We start from the raw sequence: 22286 nt of genomic DNA on the forward strand, positions 1-22286 counted from the left end.
GGAATTGAGGCCTGCACTGTGGGTGGCCCTGCTCATTGCAGCCGCACTTCTCATCGCGCTCGTGCTTCTGTATGCCGCGGGCCTGCTCGGCAACGAAGCGGTGGCGAACGCCGCCACAGCATTCGCTTAGGTCGGAACCGCTTCCAAGGTGATGACGGCGAGAAAGCCCCGTCCGAGCACCTCAGGGACTGGATCGTCGCCGCGCACGGTATCGAGGGGACCCAGTTTGGCTTCCTCGCCGCCGGCGGTCACGACGGCATTTCCCTTCAGAAGGAGGGCGAACTGGTCGTTGAACACCGGCTGGGTGCGTTTTTTCGACAGCTCGACAATCGACAGAAAGCCCTTGACCACTCCCTGTCGCGCCATCACGTTCAAGTCTTTGGTGTCGCCGACGGGCAAGGCGCAGCTGGTCACGCTGTCACCGGAGAACCGGAATGGCCGGTATTGTTCCATGGCGTGCTCTGTGCCATCGACGGTCACGACCATGAGCTCGCCCTCGATCACCGTGAGGATGCGGTCGACTCCTGGAAAGGTCGAGAAGTCGCCAGCCGCGGTCACATTGGCGATGCTGATGCGCCAGTCGAAGTCCACCGCGCCGGCAGGAAAAGATGCCACCTCGCGGGTAGTGCCGCCGCCATTGCGCCAGGGTACGGGCCGAAGAGCGTCATATCGAATGATGTGCATGATTTCAGGCTTAGGTTAGCAGACGGCCATGGGGTTCGACGTTGATCGCAAGTACGGCGGTGAACGCGGGTGGACACGCCACCAGGTCTCGGTGCTCGAAGCCAACGAAGTTTTGGCTGATGTTAACGTGCAACGGTTCGACTCGGATCCCAAAAGCACCTCTGGTCAAGGCACTCCGATGTCGACCCTGTTACGCGGCTGGATGCTTGATGGACTCGCCGCCAACCGTGAGAAGTCCATCGCAACAGCCCTTGATCGCGTCACACCCGACGTCCAGCGGCTGCGTGAATTGGTCGCCTGACCGAGGCGGTTGCCTGGCCTCATTCGCAATCTGCGTATGATCCTGTCGTCAGCGGCATCGGCGGGCGCCTGCATCCGCGACTTCGTCCGCGATCGGTTGGCGCTTCGGTAACCGCCGTAGCGCCCACCAGTAACGGGCGCGGTCGCGGGTTAGCTCGCGGTAGCGCCCTCTCGTTGGTCAGCACGAGTCCCCACGCGCTGGCCGAGGACGGCGCTGACCCCGTCTTGCCGCATGCTGACGCCGTAGAGGGCATCCGCTATTTCCATGGTGCGTTTCTGGTGGGTGATGACGATGAGCTGGCTGGTTTCGCGCAAGTCTTCGAAGATGGTCAGCAGCCGGCCGAGGTTGGCGTCGTCGAGGGCCGCTTCCACCTCGTCCATGATGTAAAACGGGCTGGGGCGGGCCTTGAAGATGGCGATCAGCAGCGCGACCGCGGCGAGGGAACGTTCACCGCCCGAGAGTAGTGACAACCGTTCGATCTTCTTGCCGGCTGGTTTGACCGACACCTCGATGCCGGTCGTCAGCGGGTCGTCAGGGTCGGTGAGCCAAATACTGCCGCTGCCGCCGGGAAACAGCACCGGGAACACCTCGGCGAAGGCCGCCTGAGTGTCGTCGAAGGCGTCGGAGAAGATGGCCTGCATCTTCTCGTCGATGTCGGCGATGATGGTGAGCAGGTCGCTGCGAGTTTCGGTGAGGTCGGTGAGCTGTTCGGTGAGAAATCGGTGCCGCTGTTCGAGCGCGGTGAATTCTTCGAGCGCGAGCGGGTTGACCCGGCCCAACTGCCCGAGCTTGCGTTCGGCGGCCGCAAACCGTTTCTGCTGTTCAGCCCGATTAAAGCGGATCCCGCCGGCCGCGCTGTCGCGGTCGCTCGTGCTGCGGTCGTCGCTGTTGCACTCACCGGTAGCGCATTCACTGGCCCCACTGGCTTGCGCGGTGCTGTCGGACGCGAATTCATCAAGGACGATCATGCCGTCGGGCGGGATCAGCTGGTCGGGCCCATACTCGGCCACGAGCACGTCTTCGGTCAGGCCCAGTTCGCTGCCGGCCCGTTCGAGCAGGGTCGAGAGGTGCAGCTTCTTCTCGTAGATCTCGAGTTCGAGACCGTGCACGTTTTCGGTGATCGCGGCCAGCCGCTCACGCAGGGTGTTCTCGTCGCGGCGGAGCTGCTGCAGTTCGGTGTTCTGGCTGGTGCGTTCGGCCTCGGTGCTGGCTAAGCGCAGCCGGGCCTCGGCGACTGAACGGTCGGCCGCGGCGAGCACGGCCGGGAGCGCCTCGGCGACGCGGGAAGCAGCGTCCACTTGGCGCCGGCGAATGACGGCGCGCTGGGCTGCGGCCTCAGCTGCCGCATGCTCGGCCGCGAGCTGCCCGCGCAGGGCGACGACGTGTGCCTCGCCGGCACACACCCGTTCGCGGACCGTTTCGACCTGGAGGCGGGCCTCCACCTCAAGATCCCGGGCGATCTCCAGCTCACGGTAGAGCGCGTCGCGCACGGTCGCATCGAGGATGGGTCGCGGCCGAGACTGGGCGCTCAGCAGCGTGGCGGACGACTGAGCGACGACGGCTTCGACCTCGACGACGGCGATGGTCGCGAGCTGCCGGGCGGCGCTGACCCGGGCGAGGTCGGCGGTCGCGGCATCGGCCTGCACGGTGAGGCGTCCGCGGCGTTCCGTCTGAGTGGCGAGCTGGGTTTCGAGGGCACGCACGGCCGCCCGCGCGCTGACTGAATGTTCTCTGTGCGCCTGCAGCAGCGTGCGCTCTTCAGCGAGGTCGAAGCGTACCCGCTCGATCAGTGCTGTGACCGTGGTCAGCTTCTCGGCGGCGGTGTCGCGTTCGGCGACGAGTTCGAGTTTGCTCTGCCGGGCGCCCGAGCCGCCGCGCACGACCCACGGGCTCAGCACCTCACCGGCGAGCGTGATGATCGTCATGGTGGCGGGCAGTTGGGCGGCGCGGGCCAGTGCGAGACTGTCGGCGATCACGGTCTGGGCGAGCAGCGCGTGCACTCCGGTCGGCCCGTCGACGACCGACGTCGCCCAACGGATGCCCGCGCTCAGGTCAACGCTGGAGTCAACGCTGGAGTCAACGCCAGGAGCCAGGGTGTCGTCACCGTCTGCGATGAGGAGGTCGACCCGGCCAAGATCGCGGGTGTGGGCATGACCGATGGCGTCCAGGGCTACCTCACGGTTGTCGGCCAGCACCGCGTCGGCGAGAGACCCGAGCGCGGCGGCGATCGCCGCCTCAAACCCGGGGCGCACGCGCACTTGGTCGGCCACCAGGCCCCGGATACCGGCGAGCGTCGCGCTGAGGAGCGCGGAGGAGCCGTCTTTCTGGTCGAGTGCGAGGGAAAATGCACCCTGTCGTGCCGCCTGGGCGTCGCGTTCTCGCTCGTGCTGGTGCAGCTCATCGCGCAGTCGCTCTAGCTCTGCCTCGACGCGGTGCACTGCGGCCTGCGCCAGTTCGAGTGCCTCGGATAGGTCGTTGGAATCTGGTTCTTCGGCGGCCGCGGTCACGGCCGTTTCAAGCTCGGCGAGCTGGCTTTGTGCCTTCTCGCTGCGATCGGTTGCCGCGTCGAGGGCGTTCTGCTGCCGCAGTTGTTCGCCACGCACAGCGGCCAGCCGCGACCGGGCCGTCTCGGACTGGCCGGTCAGCTGGGAAATTTCGAGATCATGTCGGGTGACGAGCGCGGCCTGAGCGGCGATGTCCTTGTCGACGGCATCCAGCTGCGATCGTACTGCCGCGCTCTGCTTGCGGGCGGTGCCCCAGGCAGTCTCGGCCGTTCCGATGCTGGCGCGCAGTTGTTCGACCTCGGCAGCAGCATCCGTCAGCATGACGGGCGTGACGCTGGAGGCGGGACCGGACGGCTCAGTCTGAGAACCGAGCAGGGCCAGTCGCTGGTTGGCGAGGGTGAACAGGCCGCGCAGGCGTTCCTGCACTGATTCCAGGCCGTGACTGGTACGGCGGGCCAGATCGACGGCGTCGCCGACCTGAGCTAGTTCGAGCCGCTGCACCCGACCCTGCTTCTGCGACAACTGTTCCTGCAGCACGACCCGTTCGGTGTGCCGTTCGCTTTCGGTGTGATTGTGGGCGTCGAGCGCGGTGCGCAGCAGCACGACGTCGTCAGCGAGCAGGCGGGCGCGGGCGTCTCGCACGACGGCGGCGATGGTCTGCGCTTCACGGGCGATTTCGGCTTGACGGCCGAGCGGTTTGAGCTGGCGGCGAATCTCTCCGGCGAGGTCGCTCAGCCGGGTGAGATTGGTTTGCATGGCGTCGAGCTTGCGCAGCGTCTTCTCTTTGCGACGTCGGTGTTTGAGAATGCCGGCGGCCTCTTCGATGAAACCGCGGCGTTCTTCCGGGCTCGCACGCAGCACGGCGTCGAGCTGTCCCTGCCCCACGATGACGTGCATCTCGCGGCCGAGGCCGGAATCGCTGAGGAGTTCCTGCACGTCGAGCAGCCTGCAGGTACGCCCGTTGATGGCGTAGTCGCTCGCACCGTTGCGAAAGAGGGTGCGCGAGATGGTGACCTCGGAGTACTCGATTGGCAGGGCGCCGTCGGAGTTGTCAATGGTGAGGATAACCTCAGCCCGACCGAGCGGCCCGCGCGTCGAGGTGCCGGCGAAGATGACGTCTTCCATCTTGCCGCCGCGCAGGGTTTTTACGCCTTGCTCGCCCATCACCCAGGCGAGCGCGTCGACCACGTTGGACTTGCCTGACCCGTTCGGGCCGACCACACAGGTGACGCCGGGCTCGAAGGCGAACGTCGTCGGCTGCGCGAACGATTTGAACCCCTTGAGGGTGAGGCTCTTCAGATACAACGGGCACCCTTTCGGTCGGTCGGCCGGCCGCGAATCCTGGTTTCGGGGCTGATCCAACGGTACCCTGCGCCACCGACAGCGGCCGGGACATCCGCTTTTTGAGAAGGGTGGCGTGCAGAACTGGGGAGATTACCGCTATTTCGGCGGCCTCAGCGCTCATTTCGGGGCGGCAGGCCAAATTGTCCGCGGTTCTGTACGGGGCCGGGCGCACGGACTACTGTGGCGCAGCACGAGCGCCTTCTCGATCAACGAACTCGTCAGTCCCGCTACACCGCCCGCGCCCAGCTGGTTCGACTTTGTGGCGGTCTCCGCGCTGCGGAACCGCGTCGAGGCAGAGGGGTGGTGTGCCCAAGGCGGGGGCCGAGTAGGCCGACCGTGGACTCCGGGACGCTGCACGCGTTACCGAAAGCTGCTCGCGTACCGAGCGTACCGAGCGGGCTGGCGGGGCAGCAGCTTCAGCTAGCGCGAGCCGCGCGGCGCTGCGTGATTGGCAGGCGCAGGCGCTGGCAGCGGGGGCAGAAGTGCGAGCCGCGGTTCATGAACTGCTCGCGCACGATCAGGGTGCCGCAGCGAGAGCACGGCCTGCCCTGCCGACCGTAGGCCTCGAGGCTATGCGCAAAGTAGCCGGACTGCCCGTTCACGTTGACGTACTGGGCGTCGAAGCTGGTGCCGCCCTCGGCGAGGGCGCGGTGCAAAATGGTGCGTACTGCCGCGAGCAACGTCCTGGCCTTCGCCGGCGACAGCGACGCTGCTGGCTGCTCGTAGTGCATCCGCGCGGCAAAGAGCGCCTCGTCCGCGTAAATATTACCGATGCCGCTGATCAGATTCTGGTCGAGCAGCGCCCGCTTGATGCCGGTGTTCTTGCGCGCGAGGGCGGCGAAGAAAGAGCTCGAAGCAAACGACGGGTCGATCGGGTCGCGAGCAATATGCGCTACCTGCGAGGGAATGCGGTCCTGCCAGGCCGCATCCGCATGTAGCTGACCCGAATATCCCCCCGGCAGTCCGTCACGGGTCGGCCCCATTGCGTCGACGGCCATGCTGCCGAAGATGCGTTGGTCGACGAAATTGACCCAAAGCTCGCCGTGGGTCGGATGCTCCAGCGTTAAACGGATGCGCAACATGCGATCCAAGGCGGCGCCCGGTGTGCGCAGCAACACCTGGCCGCTCATCCCGAGGTGAATGACCAGGGCGCGATCGCTGTCGAGGGGCAGCCAGAGGAATTTGCCGCGACGCACTGCGGCGAGAACTCGCCGCCCCGTGAGCTGTTCGGCGAACGACCCAGCCGCCGGAACGTGGCGGCGCAGGGAACGCTCGTCGAAGATTTCTACCCCGGTTACCAGAGCGTTGGTCACGGCCGGCTGCAAACCGGCGCGCACGACTTCAACCTCGGGGAGTTCGGGCATAAAAGTTACAGCGCGTTGAGCCGGTCGATGGCCTCGCGGGCCGCGGCCATCTCGGCGAACTTCTTGCTCGGGCCGACGCCTTCGGCGGTTACGGCCGACCCGATGACGACCGTCGCGACGAACACCTTGGAGTGATCGGGGCCGGTGCCTTCGAGTGTATAAACCGGAACGCCGACGCCCAGGCTCGCGGCGAGTTCCTGCAGGCTCGTTTTCGGATCCATCGACACCCCGAAGTGGCCAGGTTCAGCCAACAGTGGCTCGATCAGACGCAGCACGAATGCGGTGGCAACTTCGCCACCGGCATCCAAAAACGTGGCGCCGATGAGCGCCTCGACGGTGTCGGCCAGAATGGATGCCTTGTCGCGGCCGCCGGTGAGGATCTCGCCCCGACCGAGCAGAATATAGTCACCCAGGCCGAGGCCACGAGCAATCTGCGCGAGAGCTGCCGTCGATACCAAACTGGCCCGACGCTTGGCGAGGTGACCCTCGTCGAGGTTCGGATAGGTGCGGTAGAGCATGACTGTGACGGCTTGCCCCAGAATTGAGTCGCCGAGAAATTCCAGGCGCTCGTTGGTGGGAATGCCGCCGTTTTCGTACGCAAAAGACCGGTGGGTCAGAGCAAGCTCCAGAATCACCGGTTCAATCTGCACACCGAGGGTCGCCAACAGGGGCGACCGCTCGGTATTAACGCTTTTCATCGACCGAGTTCCGGTCTAATGAGAGAAGACGACTTAAACGTCGGCGACTTTACGGCCCTTGTATTCCATGAACAACGGGGTGCCGGTGGAGTCGGTGACAACCTTGGCGCGGTGCGGCAGGCTGTAGACAACCTTGCCACCCTCCATGGTCTTGACGAGGGTGGGAGGCGTGGCCTTCCACTGCGCGCGACGCGAGTGGGTGTTGGAACGCGACATCTTGCGCTTCGGTACTGCCATGACTACTTCTCTTCTCTGTCTGAAACATGGATGTCCGCATCCATGTCTTTGTCTGTGGAAGCCGTAAACCCCGCAAGCGCTGACCACCGGGGATCGTAGCTCTCGTCGGAAACGAGTTCGGGCAGTTCGGCAAGCGGCTGCCCGGTCTCACTGTCAAGACCAGGGCAATCACGCCGACATACCGGCTGGAACGGAAGTGATAACACTACCGCGTCCCGGATCAAAGATTCCAAATCGACGTGGTCGTCCAAAATCTCAAACTCGAAGGCTTCCTCCTGAGGATAACCGAAAAGCTCGGCAAAATGAACTCGGACCGGTAGGTCGATGTCTTTCAAGCATCGGCCGCACTCTCCGAGTGCCCGCGCATAAACCTCGACGCTCACCAGAATTCCCTCGTGCATCGCCTCGAGGCGTAGCTCGGTCGACAGGGTCGACCCGGCTTTCACCGCCACGAGGCCGGCACCGAGATCGTCGGGCACGTCGATGTCGAGGTGGCGTTCGTGCATGGTGCCCGGGCGGTTAATGAGGTCACGCACGTCGACCGTGTACGGCGTCTTCTTGAACTTAGTCACGGTCGTAAATTGTACGCTTTCTGCGTGGGTACTCCGTTCAGGGGGCGATCGGGGCGGCTCGACGTTCCCCGCGCAGCACCGCTCCGAGCACGATGAACAGCGATCGCGGTGCAAACGTGGCTCGCAAACGGATGCCGACACTCCCGCCGTGCAGCCCGCACACCACCAGGACCAGATCGTCGGCGAGGGTCTTCGATCGGCCCGGCGACCGGTCGAACCGGGACCGTTCCACCGCCCGCAGCACCCGTTCGAGCGCTGCTGCCAACGCCGGGTCGAGGGGGAAGATCCGCTCCAGGCGCACGGCGAACGCGCGCGGAGTCTCGGTGACGGGCACCGGCACCCCAAGATCGAGACTGGTGTGCTGCAATTCGATCCACGCCAGGCCGGCGCCGGCATCTCCGGAACGGATGCGGCGCACCCGCCAACGCCGCAGCATCCGTCTCGCAGCAGCCGGAACCAGAAGCAGGAGCAGACCCAGTGCGCTGAATCCGACGATGTCGAGCCGGTTACCGGCGTCGGCGGTTTGTGCCGACGCGCCGCGTTCCAAGGCGGAATCGTCGGCGAGCCGATCGGGGCTCAAGCCTGGAACGTTCGTGGAGCCGGGCGCACCGGGCGCGGTCGACGGGGTGCCGGCATCCTCGGCCTGGTCGTAGTTGGGCACGATACCGCGGCCGGGCGTCGGCTCGAATTTCACCCAGCCGATGCCGACGAAGTACAGTTCCGGCCAGGCGTGCAGGTCATGCGAATCAACGTCGTAGCGCTCGAGGCCTTCCTCAGCTTCCTCCTGCGACTTGACGCCGGGCAGATAGCCGAGGGAGACTCGCGAGGGAATGCCAAGGCTGCGGGCCATCGCGGCCATGGTGGCGGCGAAGTGCACGCAATAGCCGCGCTTGGCTTCCAGAAACTGCCCGATCACGTCGACGCCGCCCCCGTCGTAGCCGTCCTCGACGGGGGCATCGGTGTCGTAGGCGAAGACGCTGCTGCGCAGGTATTTTTGCATGGCCACCGCCGCGTCATAGTTCGACGTGGTTCCGGCCGTGACCCGCCGGGCCGTCTCCTCGATGATGGGCGGCGGTCCTACCGGCAGTTGTAGGTTGCCCTGCACGCTCGCCGGAAAGTTCGTGCTCGAACTGCGCAGCTGCACGGCCGTTGGCTTGAGTTCCAACGCCGACACCGTGTACTCCTGCCCGAGAGTGTTCGAGGAACGGCTGGCAATCGCCCGGGTGTGGCTGTCCCAGTACCATCGACCGCTCAGCCCTTCGATGCTCGTGGCGCGGGCCGGTGCTGGCAGCCAGTGGCTGTTGACGCCGTCGATGACGACCGAGGTCGACGCTTCCACGGTCTCCACGTTGGCGTCGAGCCCGAATGGTCGCTGAATGCGGTCGACGGTGTTTTGCATGTCGGCTTTGTCAATGCGCGCTGTCCAATTCAATCCGATCACCTCGTCGAGGGTCAGCAGAGTGAAATAGGGCTGCTCGGTGCCGGTCGAGGTGTAGTGGAAAGCTGGACCTGCCTTGGGCCGACGCAGATCCTGCCCCAGGTTGATCATCGGGCTGACCCCACTGCCGAACAGTAAACCACCGGACCGGGAGGCGACCAGTCCCCCGACCGTGAAGGCCGGGGCGACCGCGCTCAGAATCAGAGCACCCACGATGGTCAGGGATCCCACCACTATGGAGCCACTCATCGGTCCGGGCCCGCGTGGCCGATCCGGCCGGTCGGCGCGGGGCGCGTGCGGTCCGGCCGGTGAATGCCGGGCTTCCTGCACGCGGCCAACGTACACGTCCACCCGCAGCAGCAGCAGAAAGGCGACGGCGGCCGCTACGAGTGCACCGAGTTCGGCACCGTCCTCGATAATGAAGCCCGGAATCAGCAGTGGCACGAGCGCCACGACCGCGCCGACGGCGGGCCAGCGCAGGGTCACGGTGAGCAGGTCCATGAGAATAGCGATCAGTCCGGTTCCGCCGGCGAGCAGAAAGAGAATGCCGACGGTCACCTCCGCCGGCGTGCTCTGCTGGGCGATCGACTCCCCGCCGGCGGCAATCAACCCGCTGAACGTGTCCACGGTTTCCAGTGTCGGAATGAGCCAGAACAGGCCAGATTTGCCACCAAACAGCAGCGTCAGTGCGCCCAGCAACACCGCAGTGTTTGCAAACGGAACGATGGCCGGTGGCAGGCCGAGACGGCGGAATACGGCGGAACCCAGGAGCACGGCGCTGGCGACCATTGCACAGACCCACCACCAGGCGCTGCCCCGCAGCAGGGGGCCCAGTGCCGCGCAGCACACGAGCACCAGTAGTAGCTGGGTCAGGGCCAGTGGCCAGCGAGCGGCATCCCGGCCGCCCCGCGGGGCGCGCCGTCTGGGCTGGTCCGGGGTGACTCCGCGCAAAGCCGCCGGCTTCGTCGCCAGGCTAGTCATGAACGGGGCCTCGCTCTCGATTCACGTCGTTCCACACGGTTTCGAGGTCACCGGCGGTCGCGACTTCCAGGCAGCGCCACCCGGCTTCCCGCAGCCGTTCGCGGGCCGAAGCGACAACGGTACGTTGCACGAACGCAATGGCGGGATCGCAGTGACGGGCCAGCGCAACGAGGTCATCGACATCCGCTCCAGAGAGGCTGACCAACAGTGCAAAGGTCGGCAGCGACAGCTCTGCGCCGCGTAGAGCCGCACGCAACGGCACTCGGCGTGACGCTGCCAGGCGTGCGCTGCGACTCGGCCACGGTACCGGAACGACGCTCGCGAGGCCCTCTAACAGGGCCCGATCGCCGCCAGGGGCACGATAACTGGCCGGCACGTCGCCGTGCAGCCCACCAAGCGTCTGTTCGTCGCCCGGCACCAGCTGGCTCGCGCCGAGTTCGATGACTTCGAGCCGGTAGCCGGCGTCTATCAGGTGCACCCCAACTGATGCCGCCAGCTCGACCTGGAGTTCGAATGCGGCCACGAGATGCGGCGGCACCCGACCGGGACCCATGCCGGCTGCACCGGCCAGGGTGGTATCGAGCACAATGCGAGCCTCCGGATTGCTGCGCTGTTCCTCCTGCCGCACCATGATTTCGCCGTGCCTCGCTGTGGCCGGCCAGTTCACTCGGCGCAGAGCGTCTCCGGGCCGGTACTCGCGAGCGATGAGTTCGTCGGAGGTTTGGATGGCCTGGCGCAGCAGTTCCCGGATCGAGCCGTCATTGCTGGTCGGGGCGAGTCCCCCATCGGGAAGGAGCATGACCCGAGGTGTCACGATCAGGTCATGCGGCTCACCGACCAGGCGCAGGCCGCGCGCGAAGCCGAACGGGTCGTGGCGGAACACTCGGAGAGGTCCCACCGCGTAGACACCGCGCTGACGCGGCAAGACAGCGTATTCCAGTCGTACGCTGTCACCGGGCGCGCCTCGCCGACCCACCAGCGGCAGGATGGCGCCGGGCGGCGTATCGATACCGGACGATGCGGTATCGGCCCAGCTGGCGCCGCTCAACGGCCACGCCGAGAGATTGCGCAGGTGCAGGGACACGACGCTCTCGCCGCCGGCTGACAAGATCGGCGGCCGGAAGGTGCGGGTCGCTTCCACCCGCGCCGGTCGCAAGGACACATATCCGACCGCGATGAGGGGGGCCACGATGAGCATGCTGGCCACGAACAGCAGATCCCGGTTGTTCACGACGACCGCGTTGGCGAAGAGCAGGGCTCCGACCATCAGACAGACACTGCCGCGCCTGGTGAGCCGAGAGGTCAATCCTGCGGTGCGCCGCTGCAGCCAAGCCGACCGCTCCGAACCACCCGCCCCGCGCGCGGCCATGAGCTACGGCTGTCCGGTGGAACCGACCGGTCTGGCCGGAATCACGCGCACCGCCGGCAGCGTCGGCCCTGAACGCCCCGATGCCGGCGCGGCCGGTTCTGGTGCAGCGTTTGCCGGTGCAGCGTTTGCCGGTGCAGCGGATGCCGCCGCTCCGACCGGAACGGGAGTGTCGGCCAGGATTCGGCGCACGATGTCGTCGATGACGGGGCCGCTGTCCTGGTGGTGGTGGCCCAGGGCGCGGCTGGTTGGAACCAGCCGGTGACCGAGCACCGCCACGGCCAGGGAGTCGATGTCGTCGGGTAGCACGTAGTCTCGTCCGTTCAGGGCTGCCTGTGCCTTGGCCGCCCGAATGAGCTGCAGGGTCGCCCGCGGGCTGGCCCCGAGGCGCAGGTCCCGGTCATCGCGTGTGGCCCGCACCAGATTGACGGCATATTCTTTCACAGCGCCGGAGGCGAATATTGCTCGGGCGGTGAGCATCATCTCGCGCAGAATCTGCCCCGAAACGACGGCGGAGATCAGCGCAAGCGGGCTGTTGGTATCCCGAGAGTCGAGCATGGCGAGCTCGGATTCCGAGTCGGGATACCCCATGGAGATGCGGGCCATGAACCGGTCCCGCTGTGCTTCCGGGAGGGTATAGGTGCCCTCCATCTCGATCGGGTTCTGGGTGGCGATCACCGTGAAAGGCAGTGCGAGCGGGTACGTGACGCCGTCGACGGTGACCTGGCGTTCCTCCATCGACTCGAGCAGCGCCGACTGGGTCTTTGGGCTCGCCCGGTTGATTTCATCCCCGATGACGATGTTGGCGAACACCGGCCCTGGCTTGAATTCAAAGCGACGCTCGGCCTGGTTAAACACCGAGACGCCGGTCACGTCGGAGGGCAGCAGGTCGGGTGTGAATTGGATTCGCCCGACCGTGCAGTCCACGGAACGTGCCAGCGCCTTGGCGAGCATGGTCTTGCCCACACCGGGGACGTCCTCGATCAACAGGTGTCCCTCGGCCAGGAGCACGGTCAGGGCAATCTTCACGGCCTCGTGTTTGCCGTCGATGACCGTCTCGACGTTGCGCATGATCGCGCGCCCAGCGGCCTGAAGCTCGCTGAGGTCATCGGTCGACTCGGTGTTGAACGGCGCGGTCTGGAACGGCGCAGTGTCGGCCGGCGCAACCGACGCTAGTTCCACAGAAGAGCGAGCCGGCTGGCGGTTCATACCCGCGACCGCTCCAGGTACTGCGCCACTGCCCGGGGCACATACGGCGAGACGTCGCCGCCGAGACCGGCCACCTGACGCACCAGCGAGCTGGAGACGTGGGCGTTGGCCGGATCCGGCAAGAGGAAGACCGTCTCCACGGCGGCCAGGTTGCGATTGACAATCGCCATGGGCGTCTCATAGGCCACATCTACCTGAGAGCGGATGCCTTTCACCAGCACGCTGGCACCGACATCCATGCAGTAGTCCACGAGCAATCCCACGCTCCAGCTGGCGACCACGATGTTGGTGGGCATTCCGGCTTCTTTAATGGCCTGTTCCAACAGCGACACGCGCTGACTAATCGGCAATAGGGCCGATTTGTCGGGGTTGTGCACCACAAGCACGTGGAGCTCATCGAACAGGCCGGCCGCGCGATTAATCACGTCCAAGTGGCCCAGTGTGACGGGGTCAAATGATCCAGGGACAACGGCGATCCTGCGCATGCTCACACCCTACTGCCCGAGACTGACGGTGCGCTGCCTGGTCGTACGCTTCTGGTGGGCATATTCAGCCTTTCACGAGCCAGGTGCGCTCAGATTCGTTCAGTCGACGGGCAATCGCATCACGCAGGGCCGGGTTGATGCGGATGCCCGGATCGCCCGAAACGAGGTGGAAGGCGGCTTGTCGCGCCTCGGCAATCAGGTCGCCGTCCTCGGCCACCCGCAGAAAACGCAGTGACGTTCCCTCTCCCGATTGCATATCGCCGAGCACGTTGCCTTCCCGACGAAGCGCCAGGTCGAGTTCGGCGAGCCGAAACCCGTCGAGGGTCGCGGCAACATCACCGATGCGCTGACGGGAGGGCGACCCGGTGCGGGAGTTGGTGACCAACAGGCACAGCCCGGGTACGCCGCCACGTCCGACCCGACCGCGCAGCTGGTGCAGTTGGGAGACGCCGAAGCGTTCAGCGTCGAGCACGACCATGGCCGAAGCGTTGGGCACGTCAACGCCCACCTCGATGACGGTCGTCGCGACGAGAACGTCGATCTCACCGGCGGCGAAGGATTGCATGATGCGATCCTTCTCCTCGCTCGTCATGCGCCCGTGCAGGGCTTCGATGCGATACCCGGCCAGGGGTGCGAATCCACGCAGCCTCTCGTGTACGGTCTCAACGTTGGCAAGCGGCGTCTTCTTGTCGTCCTCAGACACGGGTGCCAGATCGGCGTCTTCTTCAACCTCGGCGGGTGAAATTGCCGGGCAGACCACGAAGCCCTGCCGCCCACGAGCGAGCTCCTCGGCCAGCTTGGTCCAGATGCGCTGGAACCAATCTGGGTGCTCGGCCAGCGGCACGACGATGCTCGTGATGCCCTGGCGCCCGGCCGGCAAAATGCGGATGGTGCTCACGTCGAGGTCGCCGAACACCGTCATGGCAATGGTGCGGGGAATCGGCGTGGCCGTCATGACGAGAACGTGCGGTGGCTCGGCGCCTTTCAGCCGCAGTGTTTCCCGCTGCTCGACGCCGAATCGGTGCTGTTCGTCGATCACGATCAGCCCAAGGTCGAAAAACGTCACGGTGTCGCTGAGCAGCGCGTGGGTGCCGATCACGATACGGGACTGGCCAGACACTGCGCGCAACAGGGCCTTGCGCTTCTGCGCGACCGGAAGTTTTCCGGTGAGCAGGGTCGGCATGAGTTCGGCCGCAAGATCGGGGCCGAGCAGAGTCGTGATCGACCGTAGGTGTTGCCCGGCCAGCACCTCGGTCGGTGCCAACAGGGCCGTCTGGCCGCCACTGTCGGCCACAGCGAGCATTGCCCGAAGCGCGACCACGGTCTTGCCCGAACCGACCTCGCCCTGCAGCAGGCGGTTCATCGGGCCGGACTGGGACATGTCGCCTGCGATCTCGACCGCGCAAATCTCTTGGTCGACCGTGAGTACGAAGGGCAGCGCGGCGTCAAACCGTTCGAGGTACCCGCCGGGCGTTGGCACCCGCGGGCGGGTGCGACGCTCCCTGGCCAAGCTGTGCCGCTGCATCAGGGCGCACTGCAGCACCCAGGCCTCGGTGAACCGCAGGGTGTTCTGGGCGGCCATCCACTCTGCCGGACTGTCGGGGCTATGAATCCAGCGGATGGCCTCGGTGTGCGTCAGCAGGCCGTGTTCGGCCCGCAGATCGTCGGGAACGGGGTCGGGCAGCGTGTCCATGCGCCGCAGCACGAGGTCGATCATGGTCTGCAGACTCCAGCTGGTCTCCGCTGCCGTTGCCGCGTAGATCGGAATGAGCGGCTTGTGTCGGAGTCGAACGGACGGGTCGTCGCGGGCCTCTTCTTCTTCACTTTCAAAGGTTTTATAAGCCGGGTTCGCCAGTTGACTCTGACCTTGGTACATCCGAACCTTGCCAGAGAAGCTGCCGCGCAACCCGGGGCGCAATTGCTCGAGGCGCCACTGTTGGCTGCTCTTGCCGAAAAACGTGAGGGTGAACTGGCCACCGCCATCAGAGATCACGACCTCGACGATCGTGCCGGGCCGTGATGACATGCGTTTTTCATGCACCGAAATAATGTCGGCAATGACGGTGACGTTGGCTCCGGGCGTAACCTGATTCAGGGGCCGGAGTACCTCGCGGTCTGCGTACTCGCGCGGGTAGTGGCTGAGCAGGTCACCGACGGTCTCCATGGCGAACGCCTTGCGCAGCGCGGTTGCCTTGACCGGGCCGAGCGCGATCTTGAGAGCGGAGTCGAGGGTGAGCGGTTTGAGCTCGGGCGCAGGCAGAGCGGCACCATCGAATTCGGGGCCAGCAGGGGCAGCGCTCGAACCGGTCATAGTTCCATCGTAAACCGACCCTCTGACATCGCGTCGTGCAGTCCTGCTGCGAGCCGGCTGCGGCTAGGCTCGGGAGGGTTATGACGCGAATTATTTCCGGGTTTGCCGGCTCTTTGACCCTGGCCGTTCCCAAGTCTGGCACGCGGCCTACCAGTGATCGCGTACGGGAAGCTATTTTCTCGGCCCTCGACTCGCGGGACGCCGTGTACGGCATGCGTGTGCTGGATTTGTATGCTGGGTCGGGCGCCTTGGGCCTCGAGGCGGCCAGTCGCGGAGCGCGAGTAGTGACACTGGTCGAGAACAGCTATGGCGCCGCGGCCATGTGCCGCAAGAACGGCGAGGCCGTACAGCGGTCTGCGCCGAAGGGCACCGAACTGAAGATTGCGGTCTCCTCGCAGGCGGTCCAGTCATTCTTAGCCGCTACAAAAGAGGGCTTCGACATCGTGTTCATTGACCCGCCGTATGACCTCAGTGAGGTTGAGCTGGGCCACAATTTAGGCGCGCTCGCCCCGCTGTTGGCCGACGACGCGCTCGTGGTGCTCGAGCGCAGCTCACGCTCGCCGGAGCCGGAGTGGGGCGAGGGACTCGAGCTTGAACGCCGCAAGGACTACGGCGACACGACCGTCTGGTACGCCTTCCCCGCTGAGCGGGGCTAGCCGGCGGAACCGTCCCAGCCGCGATACGGGTCCCAGCCACCCTGGTCGTGCGGCGCCCCGTCAACGGTGATCGAGCCGGCCGGGAGTGAAACGGATGCCGCGGCGACGTGACCGAGGCGGCGAAAGCCTAGCGGCAGAGCGGTATCGGGCGCAAAGGTGGCCAGCAAGCCGTGGTCTTCGCCGCCGCCGAGCGCGACCTCGATGCGATCGCCGAGGCAGGCGGAATCGAAGTCGATAGCGACACCGCTGGCCCGGGCGATGCGTCCGGCGTCGATGGCGAGGCCGTCGGAGACGTCGAGCATGGCGGTGGCGCCGGCGACGGCAGCGATCGGACCGCTCGCAATGGGCGGCATAGGAGTCAGCTGGGCGGCGACTTCGGCCGGGTGCGTGAGCTTGAGCGCATTGGCGCGATCGTAGTTGGGTACTCCATCGTCGTCGACGCCAAGGCGAAACAGCAGCTCGAGACCAATGCCGGCGTCACCCAGGCGCCCGGAGAGCGCCACGGTGTCGCCGGGGCGCGCGCCCGAGCGCACGACGGGCCCGCGGCCTTCGAGGTCGCCGAACGCCGTCACAGCGAGGGTCAGCGCATCGGATGCCGACAGGTCGCCGCCGACCACCCCGCAGCCGGGGGCGAGCGCTTCGCAGCAGTCGCGCAACCCGTCAGCAATGCCCTCGAGCACCGACACCGGTGTCGATGGCGGAGCCGCGATTGCCACGACCAGGGCGGTCGGGCGGGCACCCATGGCGGCAACATCGGAGAGATTGGTCGCTGCGGCTTTCCAACCGAGGTCGTGCGGTGTCGACCAGGCCAGGCGAAAGTCGGGACCTTGAATCATCATGTCGGTGGTGACGACGAATCGTGCATCGGGTGCCGAGATGACCGCCGCGTCGTCGCCGGGGCCGAGCAGTTGGGCTGCCGCGGTCGGCAGCCGGGGAAAGATTCGTGCGAGCACGGCGCCTTCGCTGAGGTCGGCGAGCGTTTCCGAAGCGGATGCCGTCGGTTCGGGCCCACGCGACGGGTTTACTATTGCAGATTCAGCCGACTCCGGCACGGCGATTGTGGGCGATTGCGATGCTGAAACTGGCGATGCCGAGGCCAGTTTGGATGGCATCGCAGGGGCTGGACGCGGGGCATCCGCAGAAGTCGTCATGTAAGAAACGGTAGCCTGAATACGATGTCTCACCCATTCCTGCTCCTGCGCTCAGCTTCTCTTCGTTCCGTCGCCGTCTTCAGCGTGCTCGCGAGCTCGCTGCTGTTGGCCGGTTGCGCCACTGCCGTGCCGCTAACCCCCGCACCGGACGCCACCAACGTGGCCTGTGCCGATGTCATCGTGCACTTGCCATCCAGTGTCGCCGATGAGGCAGCACGCGAAACGAACGCGCAGGCGACCGGCGCCTGGGGTGACCCGGCCGCGGTGCTGCTGCATTGTGGCGTTACGGTGCCGGAACCGACGACGCTGCCGTGCCTGAACATCAACGGCATCGACTGGATCGAAGACGACTCTGACGCCCCGACCTACCGGTACACGACGTATGGTCGTGATCCGGCCATTGAAATCGTGATCGACTCTGAACGGGTGAGCGGGTCGACGGCACTCATCGATGTGTCAAGCGCGGTCGGGTACGTTCCGGCGACCGGTGCGTGTGTCGGTGCCGAAGACGTGGCTCTGCCCACCGACGGGGCTACGAGCGTCCCGTAGGGGGCTCAGGGCGAGTTGCGCAAACCGGCCCGCCCTGGTGGATGGCCAACTTAAGTGCACGGCGGCTGAATACGACGGCTGGATGGTGCCGTCCCTTCGCGCTAGGCGAGTCAGCAGCCGTGGCGGGCGTGGGCTATGGCCACAGCGATGAGTTCATCGATCAGGTCGGGGTAGGTGTAGCCGCTGGCCAGCCAGCAGCTCGGAAACATCGAGATGCTGGTGAAACCGGGCATGGTGTTGATCTCGTTGATCACCCAGCCGGTCGCGGTGAGAAAGAAGTCCACGCGGGCCAGTCCGGCACCGCCGATCGCCTCGAAGGCGCGAATGGCCAGCCGCTGTACCTCGGCCAGTTCATCGGGTGCCAGCGGCGCCGGGCAGATCAGGTCGACACCGGGCGCGTCAAGATACTTCGCGGCGAAATCGTAGAAGTCCCGACCGGTCACGACAACCTCACCGGCCACGGAGGCTCGGGTCGGCTCCCCCGGACGTCCCTGCAACACCGCAATCTCGAGCTCCCGGCCGATCAGCCCGGATTCAATCAGCACCTTATTGTCTTCAGCGAGCCCGACCACCATCGCCTCGGCCAGCTGCTTCGGCGTCGACACCCGGCTGACGCCGACGCTCGATCCGGCCCGTACCGGCTTGACGAAGGCAGGCAGACCAAGCTGTTCCAGGGCCGCGTAAGCCATACCGGGAGCCTGCGCCCAGTCATCCGCCGTGATGGTGCGCCACGGCGCAACGGGCAGTGCGGCCTGTTGAAAGACGGTCTTGGCAAAGTGTTTGTCCATCCCCAAAGCAGAGGCGAGAACCCCAGACCCGACGTAGGGCAAGCCGAGCAGATCGAGCATGCCCTGGATGGTGCCGTCCTCGCCGAACGGTCCATGCAAAATCGGGAATATAAGGTCGACCGGACCAAGCGTTCGCTCACCGGACGCGTCGACAACGGTTAATTCCCGGCTAGTCGAACTTTGCGGCCAGCGCACCCGGGTGCCGTTATCCGCAACGACCGGCAATGTCGAGGCGTTGAGGACGAACTTGGCCGGGTCGTTTTCTTCGAGCACAAAGGCGCCGTCCCGGGTGATTCCGACCGGGATGACGGTGTACGCTTCAGGGTCGAGGGCTGCCAGCACCCCGCTCGCCGTGGCGCAGCTGATCGAATGTTCGCTGGAACGCCCTCCAAAGAGAAGCACCACCGTGAGCTTGTCCATCGTCAAGTGTCCTTTCGCCCTGCGGTTCGCCGGAGTCAGTTGTGAGGTGCGGCGCAATGTCGCGGGGATTGAGCGTGCCGTCGAGCACTTGGCGTACCTGTTCGACGATGGGCATCTCGACGCCCTTAGCGCGTGCGAGCTCGAGAATCGGCTTGACCGAGGCGAGACCTTCGGTGGTCTGCTGCATCTGCTTGACGACGTCGTTGATGCTGTAACCCTGGCCGAGAAGCCGGCCGGCGGTATTGTTGCGCGACAGCGGCGACTGGCAGGTGGCAATGAGGTCACCGAGGCCGGCCAGCCCGGCCAGCGTCTCGGCCTGGGCACCGTAGGCGACCGCGAAGTCGGTCATTTCGACCAGACCACGCGTGATGATCGACGCCTTGGTGTTCTCGCCGTAGCCGACGCCGTCGACGATGCCGATGGCGACGGCAATAAGGTTCTTCAGCACGCCGCCGAACTCGGTGCCGATGACGTCGGTGTTGACGTAAGAACGAAAGTAGCGGTTGGTCGCCAGTTTGGCCACGGCCTGCGCCGTTTCCAGGCTCGCGGAAGAGACGACGGCGCCGGTGGGCTGTTCCTTGGCGATTTCCAGCGCGAGGTTGGGACCGCTGATCGCGGCGATGCGATCGGGCTCGATGCGCAGTACCTCTTCGATCACGCTGCTCATGCGCATGCCGGTCGAGCGTTCGACGCCCTTCATGAGCGAGATGATGATCGCGTTCTCGGCCAGATACGGTTCCACCTGCTTGAGGTTTTCGCGCAGCGATTGGCTGGGTACCGAGACGAACACCATTTCGGCTCCGGCCAGCGCCAGGTCGAGACGACTCGTGGCGCGCAGGCCGACGGGCAGGTTCACGCCGGGCAGGTAGTCGCTGTTGCGGCGGGCTTCGGAGATTTCCCGGGCCAACTCGTGGCGGCGCGCCCACAGAACGACGTCGGCACCGCCATCCGTCAGAATTTTGGCGAAGGTTGTTCCCCAACTGCCCGCGCCGAGCACAGCCACCCGGGTGCCTGGTTGACTCTTCAGCAGCTGGGGGGTTCTAGGCTTCAAAACGACCGGTCTCTTTCTGGTTGTGCTCCGACGGATTCCACCGTTTGACCGGGGCTTTCTCGCCGCGCAGGTCTTCCAGCAGCGCCGTGATGGCGAGCATCACGATGGCGGTCGCCTCGTTGAGCGTCGCCGTGTCGAGGCTGCGCCCCCGAAACTGCCCGAGGTCGATCGGGTCGCCGATCTTCACTGTGATGGTCTTGCGCGGAAACAGGTGGACCTTCTTGGAATATCGTTCCATCAGGTGTTGGGTACCCCAGTGTGCGGCCGGGACGATCGGAATTCCCTGCTCCAGTGCGATGCGCACGGCACCGGTCTTGCCGCGCATCGGCCACAGGTCGGGGTCGCGGGTGAGCGACCCTTCCGGGTACACCACGACGATCTGGCCCTTATCGACCAGACGCTGGGCGGCCTTGACCGGTTCGCTGCCGCGCACCGATCCGCCGCGCTGCACCGGAATCTGCCCCGATTTGGTCAGCACCCAGCCGATGACCGGGATCTTGAAAACGGATGCTTTCGTCAGAAACCGAGGCAGCCGCCCCAATTTCCAGGCCACGACCCCCATAACCACGGGGTCGATCTCGCTGTAGTGGTTCGGCGAGAACACGAAGGCGCCGCTGCGCGGAAACTTGTGAGCATCGATGATCTCGTAGCGTGCGGCGAGGTTCATCACCGGCAGAATCAGCCCAGCGAGAATCCAGAACGCCGAAGGGCGACTCTTCTCTGAGCGAATCTTGGTGGCCGACTCGGGCGCTTTTGGCACGTCGTTGTTTTCAGGCACGCGCCTATTATCCTTCGAGATCGAAGTCCGCCCCCAAAAGTCGCAGCTTGCCGATAAAGTTCTCGTATCCGCGGCTGATGATACCCACGTTGCTGACCGTGGAGGTGCCTTCAGCCGAAAGCGCCGCGATCAGGTGACTAAAACCGCCGCGTAGGTCGGGCACGACGATGTCGGCGCCGTGCAGCTTCGTCGGGCCGGTGATGACGGCCGAGTGATTGAAATTGCGCTGACCAAACCGGCACGTGTGCCCACCGAGGCATTCCTTGTGAATTTGAATGGTCGCGCCCATCTCGACGAGCGCATCGACGAAGCCAAACCGCTGCTCGTACACAGTTTCGTGCACGATCGACGTTCCGTGTGCCTTGGTCAGCGCAATGACGAGCGGTTGCTGCCAGTCCGTCATGAAACCGGGATGAACGCCCGTTTCGATAATTACGGGCTTCAAATCGCCGCCGGGGTGATAAAAGCGGATGCCGTCGTCACAGATATCGAAAGCTCCGCCGACCTTGCGGAACACGTTGAGGAAGGTGATCATTTCGGGCTGGCGAGCACCACCGACGAAAATGTCGCCGTCGGTTGCGAGGGCCGCGGCGGCCCAACTGGCGGCCTCGTTGCGGTCGAACAGCGCGCGGTGGTTGTAGCCGAGCAGGCGTTCGACGCCCTCGATGCGAATGACCCGGTCGGTGTCGACCGTGATGATGGCGCCCATCTTCTGCAGAATGTTGATGAGATCCATGATCTCGGGCTCGATCGCCGCGCCCTTGAGCTCGGTGAGGCCGTCAGCTCGCACCGCCGTGAGCAGCACCTGTTCGGTGGCTCCGACGCTCGGGTAGGGCAGTTCGAGCTTGGCGCCCTTGAGTCCGTTCGGCGCCGACATGCGGATGCCGTTGGGCTGCTTTTCGACGACGGCACCGAACTTACGCAGCACCTCGAGGTGAAAGTCGATCGGTCGGTCGCCGATGCGGCAGCCGCCGAGATCGGGGATGAATGCTTCACCGAGGCGATGCAGCAGCGGTCCACAGAACAAGATCGGAATGCGCGAGGAACCGGCGTGGGCATCAATCGCGGCGAAGTGCGCGCTCTCCACGTCAACCGGGTCGAGGATCAGTGTTCCGGGTTCGTCGCCCTCGGTGACCTTGACGCCGTGCACCTCCAGCAGCCCGCGAACAATCCGAACATCGCTGATGTTCGGAACGTCCTTGAGCACGCTCGGGGTCTCACCGAGCAGGGAGGCGACCATGGCCTTGGTGACGAGGTTCTTCGCCCCCTTCACCTCGATGCGGCCGACCAGGGGAATTCCCCCACGAATGGTGATTTTATCGGCGGTCAGGCCGACGGATGCTCCGTGGTTCGCAGCGCTCCCCCGCCCACTCGCATCGTCGTGGTTTCGAGCGTCGTT

The 22286-nt window shown here is 65.4% G+C and carries 20 protein-coding genes; 4 read left to right on the forward strand and 16 right to left on the reverse strand.

Going from position 1 to position 22286, the window contains the following annotated elements; all coding sequences use genetic code 11:
* Window positions 1-4: 4 nt before the first annotated feature.
* Window positions 5-130 (forward strand): hypothetical protein, encoded by a 126-nt coding sequence (locus CXY71_RS22355; protein WP_255411387.1) that lies wholly within the window; start codon window positions 5-7, stop codon window positions 128-130.
* On the opposite strand, the gene CXY71_RS06990 is transcribed toward CXY71_RS22355, so the two are convergent.
* On the reverse strand, window positions 127-684 hold the full coding sequence (locus tag CXY71_RS06990) for a HutD family protein (RefSeq protein WP_104134934.1): 558 nt from the start codon (window positions 682-684) through the stop codon (window positions 127-129). The genes CXY71_RS22355 and CXY71_RS06990 overlap by 4 nt on opposite strands.
* A 28-nt stretch (window positions 685-712) precedes the next feature.
* Between CXY71_RS06990 and CXY71_RS06995 the strand changes: the two genes are divergently transcribed.
* Window positions 713-985: a hypothetical protein gene (locus CXY71_RS06995; protein WP_104134935.1), complete on the forward strand. Its 273-nt coding sequence runs from the start codon at window positions 713-715 to the stop codon at window positions 983-985.
* Window positions 986-1134: 149 nt separating this feature from the next.
* On the opposite strand, the gene smc is transcribed toward CXY71_RS06995, so the two are convergent.
* The 10 genes from smc to CXY71_RS07045 all read right to left on the reverse strand — a co-directional run bounded on the left by smc (window position 1135) and on the right by CXY71_RS07045 (window position 15494).
* A complete protein-coding gene (smc, locus tag CXY71_RS07000) occupies window positions 1135-4794 on the reverse strand; it encodes a chromosome segregation protein SMC (protein WP_104134936.1) in 3660 nt (1219 codons plus the stop codon).
* Between the two features lie 455 nt (window positions 4795-5249).
* A complete protein-coding gene (gene mutM / locus CXY71_RS07005; RefSeq protein WP_104134937.1) occupies window positions 5250-6197 on the reverse strand; it encodes a bifunctional DNA-formamidopyrimidine glycosylase/DNA-(apurinic or apyrimidinic site) lyase in 948 nt (315 codons plus the stop codon).
* A gap of 5 nt (window positions 6198-6202) precedes the next feature.
* The gene (gene rnc / locus CXY71_RS07010; protein WP_104134938.1) at window positions 6203-6895 is read right to left on the reverse strand and encodes a ribonuclease III; all 693 of its coding nucleotides are present in this window, start codon (window positions 6893-6895) and stop codon (window positions 6203-6205) included.
* A 33-nt stretch (window positions 6896-6928) separates the two neighbouring features.
* Window positions 6929-7132 (reverse strand): 50S ribosomal protein L32, encoded by a 204-nt coding sequence (gene rpmF, locus CXY71_RS07015; protein WP_104134939.1) that lies wholly within the window; start codon window positions 7130-7132, stop codon window positions 6929-6931.
* A gap of 2 nt (window positions 7133-7134) precedes the next feature.
* Window positions 7135-7668, reverse strand: coding sequence for a DUF177 domain-containing protein (locus tag CXY71_RS07020; RefSeq protein WP_233198354.1), 534 nt, complete (start codon window positions 7666-7668; stop codon window positions 7135-7137).
* A 73-nt stretch (window positions 7669-7741) separates the two neighbouring features.
* On the reverse strand, window positions 7742-10123 hold the full coding sequence (locus CXY71_RS07025) for a DUF3488 and transglutaminase-like domain-containing protein (protein ID WP_104134940.1): 2382 nt from the start codon (window positions 10121-10123) through the stop codon (window positions 7742-7744).
* Window positions 10116-11390, reverse strand: a complete 1275-nt coding sequence (locus tag CXY71_RS07030) for a DUF58 domain-containing protein (RefSeq protein WP_233204533.1) — start codon at window positions 11388-11390, stop codon at window positions 10116-10118. The genes CXY71_RS07025 and CXY71_RS07030 overlap by 8 nt, the downstream gene beginning before the upstream one ends.
* Before the next feature lie 105 nt (window positions 11391-11495).
* Window positions 11496-12560, reverse strand: coding sequence for a MoxR family ATPase (locus CXY71_RS07035; RefSeq protein ID WP_104134962.1), 1065 nt, complete (start codon window positions 12558-12560; stop codon window positions 11496-11498).
* Between the two features lie 134 nt (window positions 12561-12694).
* On the reverse strand, window positions 12695-13183 hold the full coding sequence (coaD, locus tag CXY71_RS07040; RefSeq protein WP_104134942.1) for a pantetheine-phosphate adenylyltransferase: 489 nt from the start codon (window positions 13181-13183) through the stop codon (window positions 12695-12697).
* Between the two features lie 64 nt (window positions 13184-13247).
* Window positions 13248-15494 carry an ATP-dependent DNA helicase RecG gene (locus CXY71_RS07045; protein WP_104134943.1) on the reverse strand — a complete coding sequence of 749 codons (2247 nt, stop codon included), beginning with the start codon at window positions 15492-15494 and terminating at the stop codon, window positions 13248-13250.
* An 80-nt stretch (window positions 15495-15574) separates the two neighbouring features.
* Between CXY71_RS07045 and rsmD the strand changes: the two genes are divergently transcribed.
* Window positions 15575-16150, forward strand: a complete 576-nt coding sequence (gene rsmD / locus CXY71_RS07050; protein ID WP_104134944.1) for a 16S rRNA (guanine(966)-N(2))-methyltransferase RsmD — start codon at window positions 15575-15577, stop codon at window positions 16148-16150.
* Here rsmD and thiL read toward each other — a convergent pair.
* Complete coding sequence (gene thiL / locus CXY71_RS07055) at window positions 16147-17301, reverse strand: thiamine-phosphate kinase (protein WP_233204534.1); 1155 nt, start codon at window positions 17299-17301, stop codon at window positions 16147-16149. The genes rsmD and thiL overlap by 4 nt on opposite strands.
* Window positions 17302-17325: 24 nt before the next feature.
* Between thiL and CXY71_RS07060 the strand changes: the two genes are divergently transcribed.
* A complete protein-coding gene (locus tag CXY71_RS07060) occupies window positions 17326-17850 on the forward strand; it encodes a DUF3515 family protein (protein ID WP_233198352.1) in 525 nt (174 codons plus the stop codon).
* A 110-nt stretch (window positions 17851-17960) separates the two neighbouring features.
* On the opposite strand, the gene CXY71_RS07065 is transcribed toward CXY71_RS07060, so the two are convergent.
* The 4 genes from CXY71_RS07065 to murA are packed head-to-tail and all read right to left on the reverse strand — an operon-like array spanning window position 17961 to window position 22217.
* A complete protein-coding gene (locus CXY71_RS07065) occupies window positions 17961-19058 on the reverse strand; it encodes a D-alanine--D-alanine ligase family protein (protein ID WP_104134946.1) in 1098 nt (365 codons plus the stop codon).
* The gene (locus tag CXY71_RS07070) at window positions 18958-20109 is read right to left on the reverse strand and encodes an NAD(P)H-dependent glycerol-3-phosphate dehydrogenase (RefSeq protein ID WP_233198351.1); all 1152 of its coding nucleotides are present in this window, start codon (window positions 20107-20109) and stop codon (window positions 18958-18960) included. The genes CXY71_RS07065 and CXY71_RS07070 overlap by 101 nt, the downstream gene beginning before the upstream one ends.
* A complete protein-coding gene (locus tag CXY71_RS07075; protein WP_368665868.1) occupies window positions 20099-20887 on the reverse strand; it encodes a lysophospholipid acyltransferase family protein in 789 nt (262 codons plus the stop codon). The genes CXY71_RS07070 and CXY71_RS07075 overlap by 11 nt, the downstream gene beginning before the upstream one ends.
* Window positions 20888-20894: 7 nt before the next feature.
* On the reverse strand, window positions 20895-22217 hold the full coding sequence (gene murA, locus CXY71_RS07080; protein WP_233198366.1) for a UDP-N-acetylglucosamine 1-carboxyvinyltransferase: 1323 nt from the start codon (window positions 22215-22217) through the stop codon (window positions 20895-20897).
* Window positions 22218-22286 lie beyond the last annotated feature (69 nt).

The organism is Cryobacterium sp. Y62 (assembly GCF_002929785.1).
GTDB lineage: Bacteria > Actinomycetota > Actinomycetes > Actinomycetales > Microbacteriaceae > Cryobacterium.

Bases quoted from the DNA above. Each gene is read 5' to 3' on its own strand.
- rnc (WP_104134938.1), bottom strand. From the start codon at position 6,895: ATGAAAAGCGTTAATACCGAGCGGTCGCCCCTGTTGGCGACCCTCGGT.
- CXY71_RS06990 (WP_104134934.1), bottom strand. From the start codon at position 684: ATGCACATCATTCGATATGACGCTCTTCGGCCCGTACCCTGGCGCAAT.
- mutM (WP_104134937.1), bottom strand. From the start codon at position 6,197: ATGCCCGAACTCCCCGAGGTTGAAGTCGTGCGCGCCGGTTTGCAGCCG.
- CXY71_RS07030 (WP_233204533.1), bottom strand. From the start codon at position 11,390: ATGGTCGGAGCCCTGCTCTTCGCCAACGCGGTCGTCGTGAACAACCGG.
- CXY71_RS06995 (WP_104134935.1), top strand. From the start codon at position 713: ATGGGGTTCGACGTTGATCGCAAGTACGGCGGTGAACGCGGGTGGACA.
- CXY71_RS07060 (WP_233198352.1), top strand. From the start codon at position 17,326: ATGTCTCACCCATTCCTGCTCCTGCGCTCAGCTTCTCTTCGTTCCGTC.
- rpmF (WP_104134939.1), bottom strand. From the start codon at position 7,132: ATGGCAGTACCGAAGCGCAAGATGTCGCGTTCCAACACCCACTCGCGT.
- rsmD (WP_104134944.1), top strand. From the start codon at position 15,575: ATGACGCGAATTATTTCCGGGTTTGCCGGCTCTTTGACCCTGGCCGTT.
- CXY71_RS07025 (WP_104134940.1), bottom strand. From the start codon at position 10,123: ATGACTAGCCTGGCGACGAAGCCGGCGGCTTTGCGCGGAGTCACCCCG.
- CXY71_RS07065 (WP_104134946.1), bottom strand. From the start codon at position 19,058: ATGGACAAGCTCACGGTGGTGCTTCTCTTTGGAGGGCGTTCCAGCGAA.
- coaD (WP_104134942.1), bottom strand. From the start codon at position 13,183: ATGCGCAGGATCGCCGTTGTCCCTGGATCATTTGACCCCGTCACACTG.
- thiL (WP_233204534.1), bottom strand. From the start codon at position 17,301: ATGACGACTTCTGCGGATGCCCCGCGTCCAGCCCCTGCGATGCCATCC.
- CXY71_RS07035 (WP_104134962.1), bottom strand. From the start codon at position 12,560: ATGCGCAACGTCGAGACGGTCATCGACGGCAAACACGAGGCCGTGAAG.
- CXY71_RS07045 (WP_104134943.1), bottom strand. From the start codon at position 15,494: ATGACCGGTTCGAGCGCTGCCCCTGCTGGCCCCGAATTCGATGGTGCC.